Annotated in this window: 2 protein-coding genes; both read left to right on the top strand. The window is 43.7% G+C overall.

Features of this window, described 5'->3' with window-relative positions; translation table 11 throughout:
- The first annotated feature begins 7 nt into the window (after positions 1 to 7).
- Complete coding sequence (locus ACR8BL_RS07895; RefSeq protein ID WP_434752095.1) at positions 8 to 7,741, top strand: amino acid adenylation domain-containing protein; 7,734 nt, start codon at positions 8 to 10, stop codon at positions 7,739 to 7,741.
- Positions 7,738 to 17,718, top strand: coding sequence for an amino acid adenylation domain-containing protein (locus tag ACR8BL_RS07890; RefSeq protein ID WP_434752094.1), 9,981 nt, complete (start codon positions 7,738 to 7,740; stop codon positions 17,716 to 17,718). The genes ACR8BL_RS07895 and ACR8BL_RS07890 overlap by 4 nt, the downstream gene beginning before the upstream one ends.

The following is a 17,718-nucleotide window of genomic DNA, read 5'->3' as shown; positions in this document are numbered from 1 at the left end:
ATGATCAGTGAGCCGAGAAATAGATTCAACAGGTTTGGAAATCGCAGTTGTTGGAATGAGCTGCCGATTCCCTGGAGCTGAGTCGATTGAACAGTTATATAACAACTTGAAAAATGGAGTAGAATCCATTGAGTTCTTATCCGAGGAAGAACTTCTCGAGCTGGGGGTTTCACAATCCATAATCGATAGCCCTAATTTTGTAAATGCAAAATCTTCCTTCAAGTCGGTTGAGCAATTTGACTCAGATTTTTTTGGTTATACACCGAAAGAAGCCTTGATAATGGACCCCCAAATCAGGGTTATGCACGAGTGTGTATGGGAAGCAATCGAAAGTGCGGGGTATGGCCCTTCGAAATACGATAAGCCGATTGGCCTGTTTGTTGGAGGAACTTCAAATCAATATTGGGAATATGTCACTTTGTTCAAAAACGTCGAAAAAGACGATATGTATGATCCAGAAAAAATTGTTGATCTATTTTCAAACTCTTTTTTAAACGATATGGATCTAATGTCTACCAGAATTTCGTATAAACTCGACCTTCGTGGACCGAGTATGAATTTATTCTCATCCTGTTCTACATCGTTAGCCGCTGTTCATTATGCATGTCAGTCACTTCTGGATGGAGATTGCGATATGGCAGTCGCTGGCGGCGCCTCGATCATGACTCCCCAACGAAACGGCTATATTCATAAAGAGGGACTGATCTTGTCCAAGGATGGTCATTGCAGAATATTCGACAAGAAGTCCTCCGGGAGTGTATTTGGAGACGGTGTTGGAGTGGTTGTGTTAAAACGATTGGAAGATGCTTTGCATGATAAAGACACGATTCATGCGGTTATTCGGGGATCTGCTATAAATAATGATGGTAACAGAAAAATAGGCTATGCCGCACCTAGTCTTGATGGTCAGGTTGATGTGATCAAGAAAGCCCTCGATTTTGCCGAGCTTAGCTGCGATGATATTGATTTTGTTGAGGTTCATGGCTCAGGGACAAGCATAGGTGATCCTATTGAGTTTAAAGCTTTAACAGAAGTTTATAGTACCGTAAAAGGAAAACAATGCGCCTTGGGCTCCATAAAGACCAATTTCGGTCATTTAAACAGCGCTGCAGGAGTAGCCGGACTTATTAAAGCGGCACTCATAGTAAAGTACGGAGAGCTGTTCCCTACTCTCCATTTTGAAAGTCCGAACGAGAATCTGGACTTTGAGAATAGTCCGTTTTATGTGAACACCGAGTTGGTCGGTTTAAAGAAAAATGAGGATGATAGGATATATGGCGGTGTAAGTTCATTTGGGGTAGGGGGGACGAATGTCCACGTTATACTTGAATCTCCACCCGTAATAGAGAAGGATCTTACCGAGACAGAATATAAAATTATTGGAGTAACTGCCAAGACAAAATCGGCCTTGGATAAACAGACTTCAAATCTATTGGACTACATGAAGCATTCTTTCGGAGCAAGACTGGAGGACATTTCCTGTACGTTGATGACCGGAAGAGAGCATTTCGCATACAGAAGGGCCTTTATATGTAATGACCGTCAGGAGTGTATTGCTCTACTGGAAGATAGCAATGCTCGGCAGGTAGTGCAGAATGAGGCTTCTTTAGGAAGGCATAAAGTTGTATATATGTTTCCCGGTCAGGGAGCGGAATATCAGCAATTGGGCCATAAGCTTTACCGGCTTCAGTCGGTGTTTCGGGAGGAAATGGACCGGTGCTTCGAATATTTTGAAACCTATGCTTCTTTTGATTTGAAATCTTTTATGGAAACGGATACACCTGCCACTTCGGCTGAAAGCAATCGAGGCAAATTGTTCCTCTTGTTCAGCTTCGAATGTGCGCTTGCCAAACTGCTGAAATCCTGGGGGGTCTTTCCGGAAGCGGTCATAGGTTATAGCTTCGGAGAACTGGTTGCCGCATATATCGCCGGTGTATTCGACTTGAAGGATATGATCAAATTTGTTGTTTATCGAAACGAGTTAATGGAGGGCGTACCCAAGGGGGCGATGCTATCTATACCTCTTCCATGTGCTGAAGTGAAGGCTTTGCTTCAACACCATGTAGAAATAGCAATTGATAATGGTGAAAGCTGTATTGTGGGTGGTCTGGAGGAGAACATTCGTCTTTTCGAAAAAGAAATGCGGACTAAAAAAATATTCTGTTTTCCTGTGAACGTTCCTTTTGCCAGCCATACGTATCTAATGAAATCGATTATACCTAAATTGGAAGCATTCCTTACCAACTTGTCGCTTCAAAAGCCTACCGTTCCTATTATATCTGGAATAAGCGGGAAGATGCTATCCAATGAGCTTGCCGTTTCTCCCGTTTATTGGGCCAGCCATATCGGAGAGATGATTAACTTCTGCAAGGCTGCCGAAGGAGTCCTTACCAGGGACCCTGTTGTTTTGCTTGAGCTGGGGCCTGGAATGGATTTGACTAATTTATTAAAGCGGTATCAGGACAAAGCCCCGGATTCCTTGGTTTCTGATTTAGTGAATTCTGGAAGCGATAAAATATCGGAAGAGTATTACTTATATAACCGGTTAATAAGTTTATGGACCCAAGGTGTTCATGTGGACTGGCAAGGTTATTATGCGGGGGGCGATTATTGCCGGATTCCATTACCCGCTTATCCTTTCGAGAGAAAAGTTTATTCTATTAACAAAATGGATGAAGATCTTCCAGTAGTCCCGAAAAGGCGTCTGACTCAAGGCAGTGAGAGCATTGAAAATCCGGATGAATGGTATTACCAGCCTTCGTGGAAGCTGTCTCCGCTGCCGAACGTCAAAGAGCCTATCGACACTTGCATTCTGCTATTCAGTGATTCCTCGGCTAGGGCAGCTGAAATGATAGAGAAGCTCTCTAGTAGCAATACAATGATAACGGTCACTTGCGGAAACGGATTTTCAAAGGTGAATGATCAGGCATATGTCATAGATCCAAGCAATAAGGCAGATTACACAAGGCTCTTTGAGAGCCTTGAATCAATGGGTGCTATTCCTGATACGATCATGCACCTATTCAGTTTCTACGAGCGTAATACTACATTTGATGCAGGGCTTGGATTGGGTTTCTTCAGTTTATTGAATCTATTCCAAGCTTTTGAGTTTACTAAGAAGACTTCTGTTTATGTCATATCCGAAGGAATGTACCGGGTGTACGGCTATGAACAGGTTTATCCCGAGAAGTCTCTCATGCTGGCGCTAATAAAAACGATGTCTCAGGAGAATATTAACACGGATTGTTTCTACATCGACATAGACGAGTCTACTAGAACCGGAGTGTTGCTCACACAATTTAGCCATCATCACGCATTAAGGGAAATCGCCTTACGAAACAACAAGCGTTGGGAACGGACTTATGAGAGAGTGTCTGTGGGAACTGGCGGAGGACGTTTGAAAAAAAATGGAGTCTACCTTATTACCGGGGGACTCGGTAATATCGGTCTGTCAATAGCCGATTATTTGACCAGAACGTATAATGCCAGAGTTATACTCGTAGGTAAATCTAATTTACCGGATGAGAATCAGTGGAACAGCATTCTTCACAATAAGAATGATAAGAACTACAACAGGGTATTGCAGCTAAGTCGGTTTATGGAAAACAAGAGAGAGTATAAAGTATATACGGCCAATGCAGCTGATCATACGGCCATGAAGGAAATTGTGGCTGATTGCGAGGCGGATTGGGGCAGAATTGACGGTGTCATTCATGCAGCAGGAATTACTGGGGCGCACTTGTCCAAGACAATTACGGAGTTAACTCCCCAGGAATGCTACGAGCAGTTCGAACCTAAGATTAACGGCACTCGTGTATTATATGACTTGTTTAAAGACTATGATCTCGATTTTATGCTCTTAATATCGTCACTCTCTCCAATCCTAGGGGGATTAGGGTATACGGCTTATGCTGCAGCTAATTATTATCTCGATGGTTTTTTCGAATCGTTAGATGAAGAAATGCGTGATTTCCTAATTTGTATAAATTGGGAAACATGGGATTTTAAGCATGAACATACAGCGAGTCTGTCGAAGCTGGGCGAAAGCAATTCATTGCTCGCGATCTCGGAAAAGGAGAGCCACCAGGTGCTGGAACGGATTCTGGCTCACCGGGGAAATCACTTTGCTGTTTCCTCGGGGGATCTGGTGCACCGCATCGACAAATGGGTTGGATTATCTTCCGTTAAAACAGCCGATGCGCAAGAAATAACCGTGGCAGCAGGTGAAACGGACTCCTCTAGCAATACCGGCAAGGCGAGACCCAAGCTAATGACACCATACAAAGAAGCAGAAACGGATATAGAGACAAGACTGATTGCGCTCTGGACGGATTTTTTCGGAATAACTGATATCGGCGTGCAGGACAATTTCTTTGAGCTTGGCGCAGATTCTCTAAAAGCGGTCGTCATGATATCCAAAATTTCAACGGAGTTCAACAATGAACTTCCGTTAATGCAATTTTTCAATAATCCTACGATTGCAGTAACCGCCGAGTATATAGAAAAGAATACATCTCGGACTTATCTTTCCGTCTCCAAGGCAGAGCCGAAAGATTCGTATACCATTTCCCCGGCTCAGAAGAGGCTGTACTTCATGCAATCTATTGCGAAGGATAGCTGTCTGTATAATGAAACACAGGCTTTTATCATTGAAGGGGAAGTAGCTTATGCAAAAATGGAGGCAGTTTTTCGAAGTATCATCGACCGACACGAAATTTTTAGAACACTTTACAAGCTGGTAGGGGACAATACGTGTCAAATTGTGCTGGACAAACATAACTTTTGCATCACCGAATTAAACATCGATGCCCAGGGAGCCTTGGAGTCTGTAGTGGATCATTTCCGTCGTCCCTTTGATCTGGATAACGAGCTTCCAATTCGAGTTGGCCTTGGGAAATTCGCGGAGAACCAACATCTGCTCATCATTGATATTCATCACATTGCAACCGATGGCGTTTCTGACAGTAATATTGTAAGAGATTTTGTACGTTATTATAACGGACAATGGCTTCCGGAGTTGAACATTCAATATAAAGATTATGCCGACTGGCTGAATTCCGAAAAGCAGCGCACGGTGAAAGCGCAACAGCGTGAATTCTGGATGAATGAATTTAGGAGCGGCTATGCAGTAGTTGACTTGCCTACAGATTATAAGCGTCCGTCGATTCGTGAGGAATTAGGCGGGCAGGTCACGATTAAATTTAATAGAGAAACGACTCAAATGATGCAGGTAGTAGCAAAACAAGCAAACGTTACGCTCTTCATCCTTCTACTCTCTCTGTTTAATTTGCTCGTTGCCCGCCTGACGGGACAAGATAAAGTTCTGGTCGGAATTCCTGTAGCCGGAAGGAGAAGTCCGGAGCTTGAAGAATTGATAGGCGTGTTTGTAAACATGTTAGCGGTCCAAACCGAGATTGAATCCGAAGTCAGCCTGAAGGAATTTATATCACGGTTTAAAGAGAGAATGATTCAGATTTATGATAACCAGGAATATCCATTCGAGGAGTTAATCGAAGAGCTGAATGTTGACCGTGACCCAAGCCGTAACCCTTTTATTGATATTGTCTTTGTTATGCAGTCGCCTGATGATTTCGCCATCGAACTAGCCGGCTTAAATATTAGTAAGTTGCCGTATCAGCAGAAGTCATCGAAATATGATCTTCAGTGCACGGCCTTTTTACAGGGCGACGAACTAGAGCTTGTTTTTGATTATAATGCTTCTCTTTTTAAAGAATCTACGATTAGCAGGATAAGCAATTGTTTCCTTCGACTGGCCCAGCAGGTTCAAGAGAAATTAGATGAGAAGATATCCTGTCTGGCTTTGATGACCAAAGAGGAAGAGGCGCTCTGTTTAGTCACTGGCGGGAAAGCAGCTGTGGTTGACAACGATGATACGATCATACAGTTATTCGATGAGCAGGCTGACATGTATTCCACAAAAATAGCCGTCCGGTTTGGTGAGGAGCAAATAACTTATGGCGAACTCCTGTGCAGCGCCAATAAGCTGGCCAATAGGATGAGAAAAGACGGTGTCGGTCCAGGTACTATAGTTGCTCTGTACCTTCAGCCGTCTATTGACATGATTGTTGCCATTCTTGCTACGCTGAAGAGCGGAGGAGCATACCTGCCCATCGATCCGGAATATCCTGAGGAGCGGTGCAGGTTTATGTTGCAGGACAGTGGGAGCAGTTGCTTGTTGACGCACCGTGATAGGCAACATGATCATTTATTCCATTCAGGCACCGTCTATTATGTTGACGATAAGAACAGTTATGCCGAAGAATCCGCGATGATCGACAATATCAATCGTGCTACGGATGTGGCTTACATCATTTATACTTCGGGAACGACCGGAACGCCGAAGGGAGTAATGGTCGAGCATCGCAATCTGTATAGCCTATTCGTTAATACCAAATCAATTTTTGGTTTTAATGAGGCGGATGCTTGGACGTTATTTCACTCGTACTGTTTCGATTTTTCGGTTTGGGAAATATGGGGTGCGTTGCTGTTCGGCGGGAAATTGTGCGTATTATCACAGGAAGAAAGAAAAGATACGAGGCAATTATTAAACTTGCTGTCCAGAGAAAATATAACCGTGCTCAACCAGACCCCTTCCGCCTTCTATAACTTGAGCGAGGAAGCGGCCTATGCCGGAAATCTGCCCCTGAACATTCGTTATGCTCTATTTGGGGGGGAAGCGTTAACCCCGGTTAAGCTGAAGAAATGGTCAATGCTCTATCCTGAAACGAAGTTTCTTAATATGTACGGGATTACCGAGACAACGGTACATGTCACGATTAAAGAAATCACTCCAGCCGAAATTGAGAACAATACGAGCAGTATCGGTATCCCTCTACCGGGTATGTGTGCATATGTTCTTGACGGTAACGGTAAGCCTATGCCTCCTGGTGTTTATGGCGAGCTGTATGTTGGCGGTGCGGGGGTGTCCAGGGGATATCTTAACAGGCCAGAATTAACCGAAAAGGTTTTCTGTCAAAATGTTTATATGCCAGATGAAAGGGTATTTAAGACGGGTGACAAAGTCCGGTTGACAGAAAACGGTGAGCTTGAATATGCCGGTCGGATCGATAGGCAGGTACAGCTTCGCGGCTTCCGCATCGAATTGGGTGAAATCGAACATCATCTCTTAAAAATATCCGGGATATCCGATGCAGTGGTCTTGATCCATAATGGCAGCAATCAGGATTCGCATATTATAGCCTATTATGTTTCAGATTCCGAATTCAAAACCGAGGAAATCAAGACGATTCTTAGAAAGGCTTTGCCTGATTATATGATCCCTTCCTTTGTCGTTAAAATAGAGGCAATTCCTTTAACCTCCAACAAGAAAATCAACTATCGTCTTCTGCCAGACACATTAGAAGCGATGGAAACGGAGCAACTGGAATCTCCAGGAAATGAAAAAGAACGAAAAATGCTATCGCTCTGGAGCAATGTACTACAACTGGAGGAAGACAAAATAAGTGTGCTTAAAAATTTCTTCGATCTGGGCGGGAACTCGCTGAAGATTATGCATCTAAACCGTTTAATTCGTGATGAGCTGGAGATCGACATACCTGTGGTCTATATGTTTAAGTATACGACGATCCGCTCTTTGGTCCATTTCATGAATAGTGGCGGTATTGCTACCGGACTCGCTAACCAGGATGCGATCGAGACCTCTCTTGCCGAAGGCAAGAAGCGAATGGAGAATTTGTTAAGGAGGAATGTGAGAAGATGACGCGTTACAAGGAACTTAAATCACAGACCGGCTTTGAGATAGCCATTATCGGTATGGGATGTCGTTTCCCAGATGCTGATAATCCAGATGAGTTTTGGGAAAATCTTCTGGCGGAAAAAGAGTCCATTACTTTTTTTGATAAAAAAGATATTGCTGAGCAAGTACCTGCCGAGTTTCTGGTGGATGATAAAAGTTATATTCCTGCCAGCGGGTATCTGGATAAACCGGATTATTTTGATGGGGCCTTTTTTGACTTTTCCAATAAGGAGGCATTATTATTGGATCCGCAAATCCGCCTTTTTCTTGAATGCTCTTGGGCGGCATTGGAGGAGAGTGGTTATGCCGATAAAGTGGATCAATACCGTGCAGGCGTATTTGGCACAGCCTCCGATAATTTGCTCTGGCAGATGGTTACCTCAAGTACGTCATCAAAGTTGCTATCGGAATATTACCAGGCTTCCATACTGAATAATAAGGATTTCTTGTCCACAATTGCATCGTATAAATTGAATCTTACGGGAGCAAGTCTCAATTTAAGTACGGCTTGTTCGAGCTCACTTGTAGCTGTTCATCTAGCTTGTCAGAGCCTTCTAAGCGGAACGATCGATTTGGGCATTGCGGGTGGGGTATGCATTAATTTCCCCTTCAAACAGGGGTATGTCTATCAGGATGGGATGATTCTGTCAAAGGACGGACATTGTCGGTCCTTTGACATGGATGCTAGCGGTACTGTGGGTGGTAATGGAGGCGGTGTAGTGCTTCTAAAGCGGTTGGATCAGGCTTTGGAAGACAATGACTATATATATGCTGTCATTAAAGGTTCGGCTGTTAACAATGACGGCATTCGGAAGATCGGCTTTACTGCTCCCAGTATCGACGGCCAGGCAGAAGTTATTTCCAACGCTCATTACATGGCAGAGATTGACCCGGAAAGTATCGGCTATGTAGAAGCACATGGATCGGGAACACAAATTGGGGACCAGATTGAGATAGAGGCTTTGAAAAAAGCCTTCGATACCAAAACGAAAAATTATTGTGCGGTCGGGTCGGTAAAAAGCAATATCGGCCATCTGGATACAGCTGCGGGGATTGCGGGATTAATCAAAGCAGCTTTATCTCTGAAGCATAAGAAACTGATACGTAGCTTGAATTATAATAAACCAAACAAGGGTATCAATTTTGAAGAAAGTCCTTTTTATGTAAATGACATTACGCGTGATTTTGTGCCAGTAGGAAACAACCCTCTAAGAGCTGGCATCAGCTCTTTTGGTATTAGCGGTACGAATGCTCATGTGGTTCTCGAAGAACGTCCTGAGGAGTATGATCGTTTTAACCGAGCAGAGGAAGAGGATGTCCAATTGCTATTGCTGTCTGCTAAGACGGTAAATTCCTTAGAGAACATAGCAGGTAGCTACAAGCATTATTTTGAGAATAATGAGTTCGATTTATGTGATGCGGGGCATACGACCCGTGTTGGTCGTAAACATTTTAACCTGCGCCGATGCGTGGTCTGCCGAAACAAGAGTGAAGCAACAGAACGGTTGGAGGCTGCGAGCTTAATCTCCAACAGCCGCGAAATTAAATATGCTGAGAAGGAAAGACGGATTTACCTGCTCTTCTCTACTGAAGGGCAGAATATCGCTGATAACTCTTCGGCGCAAAATCAATATGCTGCACGCCTTGAGGAATATACCGGCGTAGTGTGTGAACATATCGCATCCCATCAATGGGATGCTTTTTTACAGAGGATTCAAGAGGAACAGGATGCAGTGTCTGTCATCGTTGAAGTGGGGAACACGGCTAGTTTTCAACCGGTATTCGACGACTTGTCAAAGCAAAATGACCGTATGGAATACATACATCTTGCTAGCGAGTTGGATGAAGCTATGAATGAACAACCCTTCCTGCTCCAAACGATCGGTTCGCTGTGGGAGGTTGGACTGGAGGTTTTGTGGGAAAAGGTCTATGCTGGCAAGGAACACTATATCATTCCTCTACCAACGTATGCTTTCGATAAAACCCAATACACCTTAAAGCTGGATAGCATTAACTTAGGCGGACAGAAAATTGAAAACGCTTCGTCAGAACATCATCCATTGATGTTTGAACGGACTTGGAATAGCAGCTCGATGGCTTCTGTGGCTGCCACCGGCATTGCCGGCGATACAATCGTGCTATTCGCCGATCAATCGGAACTTAGAGAATCCTTGATGGCGACTATCGGGGAATGGGGCCAAGATCTGATTGTTGTCACAAGAGGAGATTCCTTCTATAAGGTAAGCGATAAAAAGTACGTCATCTGTGAGGACAATTTTGAGGATTATGTTCAATTGTTATACTTGTTGGAGAAGGAAAAGCGGAACGTCTTCACCTACATTCACCTATTCAGCATGACGGAAAAGCCAGCAGCCGGATCGGACGATGACCCGTGCGGCCAATTTGCCTATCGGGGCTATTATGATCTGCTTCATCTGGCGAGGGCTCTAGGATATATTGAAACATCGAATAAGAATAAGAAGAATCTCTTCGTTATCTCCAATAACTTGCTCTCGGTTAGCGGAAGCGAAGAGATCATTGTCGATAAAGCGGGATTAATCGGTCCGATCCGAAATATCTCGGTGGAGTTCCCGTTGATTCAGTTGAAATATATCGATTTTGACCTATTCTCGGCAACACAAAATGATAAGCTAATAGCCCGGCAGATTTCCGAGGAGATCATTAGGCCGGAAGCAGGCTGTCTGATAGCTTACCGTGGAAGAAAACGTTATGTTGAGAGCTTTAAGCAAATTGAATTTCAGCAGGAATTGCCTGACTTCTCTACCGGAGAAAGAGGCTGGAGCATTCTCTTTTGCGAGGATGACACCTTACATGAAAGTGATCTTGCACCTGTCTATTCTTCCATGTCAGGGCTAACAGAAGGAAAGCTGACTCTGGTGAGCAGGCTACCCTTGACGGATATGAGGGCTGTGGAGAAGCTGAAAGGGAACGGAATCGAGGTCGAGTATATTCAGTGTGATTACTACAACCAGAACGAGTTGGACTCCCTCTTAGCAGCTATACCTCGGAATAGTATAGATGGGATCTTCTGTATGGGTCTAGTGAAGGAAGATGAATACCCGCGCTTTATACTTGAAGCCAATGAACAGCAACGCGAGATGGATTATCTTTCTGTAAAGTGGACATTTGTGTTGAATTTGTTCAACGGCATAAAGGATCTGGAGTATAAGTTTGTTATGTTTTGTCTGCCCGGTGTTCTCTATAGCGGAAAAGAAGGCAATAGTCTGGGGGCAGGGTTGGTTCATGCCATCAACGGACTGTGTGTGTATGCAGATTACAGTCATTTAAGGAAATGGTATACGTATTTTTCCTATCCTGTATCAGCAGGGCAGAATCATTCCATCCCCTATCCTCCGTTGTCCTTCTCGGGCAGCTCGACAGAAATGATTTTTGCTCAGCAGCATCCTCGTGAAATCTTGGAGGATAGTCGTAAATCCTATGATGAGCTTTTTCAACTGTTCTTGGATCGGAAGCGTCCCATCGAGGATGTATTTTACAAACCATCTTGGATACAGCGAAAGAATATCAATATAAGACTGGACTTCGAAGAGAAGGTTTGTGTTCTCTTTGCGGGCAGTTCCGATAAAGGACAGATGCTTGAGCAGGCTTTCTCCTCCCGATTTAAAAATTTGATTGTTGTTTGGGAAGGGGAGGCTTTTTCCCGCTCCGATATAAGAACCTATTATATAGATAGCTCCAAGCTGGAGGATTATTACGAGCTTTTTGACAATATTCAGGCTGAAACGGGACTGCCGGATATCATCATACACGGTTATAATTTCAACGACAGCAGTTTATTTGCCACTAAGAGCCTGAATAAGGATTTGGACAGGGGGCTGTATAGCCTCATCAATATCGCCCGGGCGATGGGACGATTTGAAAGCGTAACCAAGACAACCATCTGTTCTATTACGAATAACATCATAAAAATTGATGATGCGGATACAATCAATCCCGGGAAAGCACCATGCCTGGCCGCTGTAAAAGTTATACCTTTCGAATATCCTTCGCTCTCCTGTTTAAACCTGGATATCGATGTGGAGAAAGAAAAGGAGTTAACAGACATTCTCGATTCCATTCTTATTGATATCGCATTGGCGGGAGACTATTTTACTGTTCTTTCCTATCGAAAAGGGCGGCGGTATATCGAGAGGTTTGAACAATGCCATCCTATGCCGGAAAAAAGTTGGAAGCCTCTACTGAAGGACAAGGGGATTTATTTAATAACAGGTGGATTTGGAGGAATGGGATTCTCGATAGCGTCATTCCTGGCGAAAACGTACAGAGCGAGATGCGTGCTGGTAGGCCGTTCTCCATTCCCGCCTGCTGAAAAGTGGGAAAGTTATTCCGGGGAGGATAAGAAGACCGCCAAGTTTATTCAGAAGATATTGGAGCTTGAAGCGCACGGGGCCGAAATCCTTGTCGTCCCAACCGACATTACCGATAAGGAACAGGTTAACGCATTAGCGAATAAGATCGAGGAACGTTGGCAAGCACCTCTTAACGGGATTATCCATACTGCCGGCCTCGTAGATTATAATGGCATTATACAAAACCGTCCTAGGGAAAAGACAGCAGAAGCTGCTGCACCTAAAATTGAAGGAACTTTAAATCTTGACCAGGTATTTAATCATCATCATCTGGATTTCTTTGTTTTATGCTCTTCGATCGGGGATATTATTCCGGCTTCGAAGGTCGGAGAAGTGGGTTACTCAGTAGGCAATGAATTTCTAGATGCGTATACCCACTACAAAGGCGACAAGGGAGAAAAGTTCATCACCATCAACTGGAATGACTGGTCCGAGGTGGGCATGTCTGTTGACTCGCATCATAAAAGGTTCGAGGGTAAAGATTTTGTTCCAGCGTTTGATGAACCTATTGCTACGAAGCCGGAAGAAGGTGTAGCTGCGTTTAACCATGTTCTTCACATGAACCAACGGCGGCTTGTCATCGCTCCCTACGATTTGTCGGCTCTTATACTTAAAGATGTAGAGATGAATTACATTAGGATGACGAAAAATGTTCTTAATTCGGAGGAAGCTGGGAGAATGAAGTCCGGTCATAAAGAACCGGAGCTACTAAGCAAAACAGAAGCAAAAATGCTGGATATTTATCGGGATTTATTTGAAACCGATGATATCAAGATCGAAGATAATTTCTTTGACATCGGCGGGGATTCCTTGATGGCAATGTCCATTCTTTCTTATATTCATGCACACTTTGATGTGAAATTGCCGGTGGATAAATTTTTTAATCAGCCTACAATACGAGAGGTTGCAGGAACGATCGATTCTTTAACCAAGAAGAAGTTTACCACCATCACCAAAGCCGAGCCAAAACCAGTTTACGCTCTATCTCCGGCCCAGGAAAGAATGTTCGTTACAGATCAAATCTATAAAGAGATGGCTCTCACGACATATAACGAGCCTCATATGGTTACGCTGAAAGGCAAGGTTGACATCAACCGAGTAGAGCGGACCTTTAGGAAGATTATTGAGCGTCATGAATCCTTCCGTACCAGTTATCACTTTAATAATAAAGTACCTGTTCAGAAGATTCACGAAACGGTTGATTTTAAGGTTGAAGTTTTGGATGTCGATCGGACTTCTGTCGAATCTGTAATCCGCGGTTTTATTAAACCCTTCGACCTTGCCACACCTCCGTTGGTAAGGGCAGGTTTGATGCGGATCGAAGAGGGAGAATGGATTCTCGTAATTGACAAACATCATATCACTTGCGACGGGCTTTCGAACCAAATCTTATTCCAGAATTTTGCTGAGTTATACGATGGTGCGGACCTCCCCGTGCAAGCTTTGCAATATGTAGATTTTTCCGAGTGGTATAACCATACTTACCGGGAAAGCATGCAGGATGAAAATGAGAAATTTTGGTTGGATCTGTTCAAGGATGGCGTTCCTGAATTAAAGCTTCCGTATGATCATAGGAAAACACCGGCCGCTATGTTCCAAGGAGCACTGTTAGATTTTGAATTCACATCCGAACAATGGGACAAGTGGAGGAGCGTCTTCTCCGGTAAGGACACCACCCAATTTGTTATTATTCTGGCCATCTATTCTCTTATGCTTGCCAAAATAACCGGACAAAAAGATTTCGTTATTGGTTCTCCTGTATCGGGCAGGTGGCACAAAGATGTGAACTCGATCGTAGGAATGTTCGTGAATATGCTCTCTTTCCGCACTCGCCTAGGAGAGGAGAATACTTTTCTTGATTTTCTTAAGATACAGAAAAAGCATTACCTCGGCGTCTTAGAGAATCAATATTATCCTTTCGATCTATTAGTGAAAAAAGTTGTGAAGAAGAGAGATTACCTGGAGAACCCGATCTTTAATGTCAGCCTGGAACAACATGCTTTTAATGACGCCTCCAATGATTCGGAAGATAAGGTTAAAGATTTCACTCTAGGACTTTATCAATTGCCGTCAGAGTATATTACGTCTCGCTTCGATCTATCCTTGTTGTTTGGAGAGAAGGAGGATCGTCTGGCCTTCAGGTTCATTTATGCCAGAGAGTTATTCGACCAATCAACGATTGAGGAGTATCGCAATTGTTTCATGGATATGATAGAGAAAATACTGGAAAACCCGGCTGTTCAGCTCAGCGCGTTGCTCGTTCCGGATGTGCCACGTTTGCCGGGAATTTCGAAGCAGGAGTCAAGGCAGGTGGTTTCCTATGCTGACGCTTCTTCGCACCAAGAAAGGCTGTGGTTTATTGACAGTTTTGAGGCGAATAAGCTTTATGAGGGAAGTCCTGTCTATCATAATATCCCAGCTCTTGTTCCATTAGACTTTGTTCCCGACATTCCGGTACTGCAGAAAGCGGTAGACACTGTATTCAATAAATACGATGCATTATGTACCGCTGTACACATTCGTTCTCATAAACCGATTCAGGTGGTTTCGAAGCCTGCTTTGTTCCCAATAGAGGTTCGAAGTACGCAATTTGAAGAAAGCAATAAGGACGAACTGTTGGCTCTGGCAAACAGGGAGGCTCGGATTCCATTCGTGTTGGAGGAATGGCCCCTGATCAGGGTCATTTTATTAGAGAATTCGCATAATCGTTCCGTGTTGTTAATTGTCGCCCATCATATTATTTGCGATAACTATTCTTTGCAATTATTGCTTCGGGAACTGGTTGATGCGTATCATGCAGGGGGAACTGTGAAGGACGGTACAGTACACCTTCAGTATTCCGATTATTCTCATTGGCAGGCTTCAATCCCTGGCAATGTTAAGAAGCAGCTGTTGACGTTCTGGGAGAATACGCTGCGTGAAGTGAAGCCTCTCGAGCTTTATACCGACTTCCCCCGCAAGGATATTCATGTTTATGAAGCGGGTTTCAGAACGTTTACCTTGCCTGAAGGGATTGTAGAGAAGGTTATCGAATGGAAAGGGCTCAACAACGTGGATACGGCAACCTTATTAATGGCAGGATTTAAAGCCCTACTCTATAGATATTCAGGTGCTGAGAATATCACCATCGGTACAATGAGGGATAATAGGAACAAGGTCCAGGGAGATTCAATTATTGGTCCTCTGGCGGGTTTGGTGACGGTTTCGGCCGATATAACTCCCGGTATGACGTTTGAAGATCTTGTTAAGGCAGTTGCGCACTTTATGGAACGGTGTGAACCTTATACGGATATTCCATTTGAGCCGATCGTCAGCCACATTAATCCTAGGAAGGATATGAGCCGAACAGCCTTGTTTGATATCCTTTTCCGTTATTCCGATCGTTCCGGTTATACCGAAGCATTAAAATTTCTGGACACTAACTTGGGATTGGGCAAGTACGACCTGAATTTATTCATGGAGAAAACAGATTCTTCCTTTGAGGGAACACTTACTTACAACGCACTTTATTATTCTAGTACGACAATTGACCATTTGGTTCAGCATTTTATCGTCTTATTGGATGAGCTTTTTACTGACCCTCAGAAGGATCTTTTAGCTTATCCGATTATTAAAGGCGAGGTTAAGGAAGCAATGCTCAAGCTTCAGCAGTCCAATAAATCTGTCTATCCTGGAGAGCTTACATTATTTGAGGCATTCCAAAGACAAGTGAATAGAACGCCGGATAAAGCAGCATTAACTTATAATGGCCGCTCTATGTCCTACAGGGAGCTGGAGCAGCATTCGATTAATCTGTCGAATTATTTGCTCGAAACGTATAACGTTGAGTCTGGCGAAGTCGTAGCGCTCCTGATGAGTAATTCCGAGTGGATGATTGTTGCTATGCTGGCGGTTCTAAGATCCGGAGCTTGTTATTTGCCTATTAATACTGAAAACCCTGAAGATCGGGTTAAATACTTGATCGGGGATAGCAAGAGTAGATTGCTCATTACGGATCAGAATATTGGCCAAGAAATGGAGTATGACCGGGAATTCAGGGTGCTGCATATTACCGGTTATACGGAGAACCGTCCGGAGGTAGCGTATCGGCCCGCACCGCTCTTGCAGCAGAACACTCCAGCTTATGTCATCTATACCTCCGGTACTACAGGGGAACCCAAAGGGTGTCTTGTAACACATAGCAATGTGATTAGACTGATTTTAAACAGCGACCTGCCCTTTAATTTTGACGAATCGGACAAATGGGTAATGGCTCATGCGTACAGTTTTGACTTCTCGGTTTGGGAAATCTTCGGCTCACTGTTCACAGGCGGAGAGTTAGTCATACCTTCGGTTGAAGAGGTCCGAAATGTCGAACAATTTGTGAATATTGTGAAAAGTAACAAGATCACTGTCTTGAATCAAACTCCTGGTGCTTTCTTGGCATTCATGCTGGTGGAAAAAAAACTAGGAGAGCCCGAATTGCAACGGCATTTGAGATATGTTCTTTTTGGTGGCGCCAAACTTGAGCCATACTTGCTTAAGGATTGGATAGACAGGTATTCCTTGGATGAAATAGTTCTGTGTAATCTATACGGGATTACAGAGACAACTGTTCATACGACCTATTATTTTCTACAGGAAAATGAAATTGTCGAAAGTAAAGCTGTAAGCAATATAGGCGGACCTTTGCCGGAGACAGCGGTTTATATCTTAAATGACAAGCTTGAGCTTGTTCCACGCGGTGTCATCGGCGAAATCTATGTGGGTGGCTCCGGCGTGTCGGCGGGATATTTAAATCGTCCCGAGCTTAACAAGAAGGCATTTATTGTCAACCCGTTTCATCCTGAAGAGATCTTGTACAAGTCCGGAGACTTGGGACGGTGGATCTCAGAGAAGGAAATTCAGTATTTAGGAAGGAAAGACCGGCAGGTTAAAATTAGAGGGTATCGCATTGAGCTGGGAGAGATCGAAAGCCGGCTTCTGGATTATCCGGGTATTAACCAGGTTCATATTGCTCAACACCGGGAAAATGAAAAACTCTGTGCATATATCGAAGCGGATAAGCAGCTTGATGCAGAGGACTTAAAGAATTACTTATCCCGGAGATTACCAGAGTATATGGTTCCCACTTTTTTCATGCAAATTGAGAAAATACCGTTAAATAGGAACAACAAAGTTGATGCCCAAGCTTTGCCATTACCAGAAGAGCACTATGCTTCCAATACAAAAATGGTCTTGCCCAGAAATGAAACGGAAGAAAAAATAATTGCTATTGTCAAAGAGCTGTTGAAAATAGAAAAAATCAGTGTGCTTGATAATTACTTCGATCTGGGAGTGGATTCACTGATGTTGATTCAGATGAATTCCCGTATTCAAGAAGAGTTGGGGATGAGGCTACCCTTGATGGAGCTGTTTAAACATACTTCCATCAGTCAACTGGGTTATTACATTGCGAATCAAGGATCTTCTTATGAGTTTAACGAGGAGAAAGCTAAGCAAATGGCTGGTCATGTATCAAATCTCAGTACGATCAGGAAGAGATTAAAGGATAAGCAAGAGGAACTCTAG

This window comes from Paenibacillus amylolyticus (genome assembly GCF_051136285.1).
Taxonomy (GTDB): domain Bacteria; phylum Bacillota; class Bacilli; order Paenibacillales; family Paenibacillaceae; genus Paenibacillus; species Paenibacillus amylolyticus_F.
Note: the sequence above shows the minus strand (reverse complement) of the source record. Positions and strands in the feature narration are given on the sequence as shown.

What these genes read in the sequence shown, in the direction of transcription:
- ACR8BL_RS07890 (WP_434752094.1), top strand. Translation starts at nt 7,738, where the DNA reads ATGACGCGTTACAAGGAACTTAAATCACAGACCGGCTTTGAGATAGCC.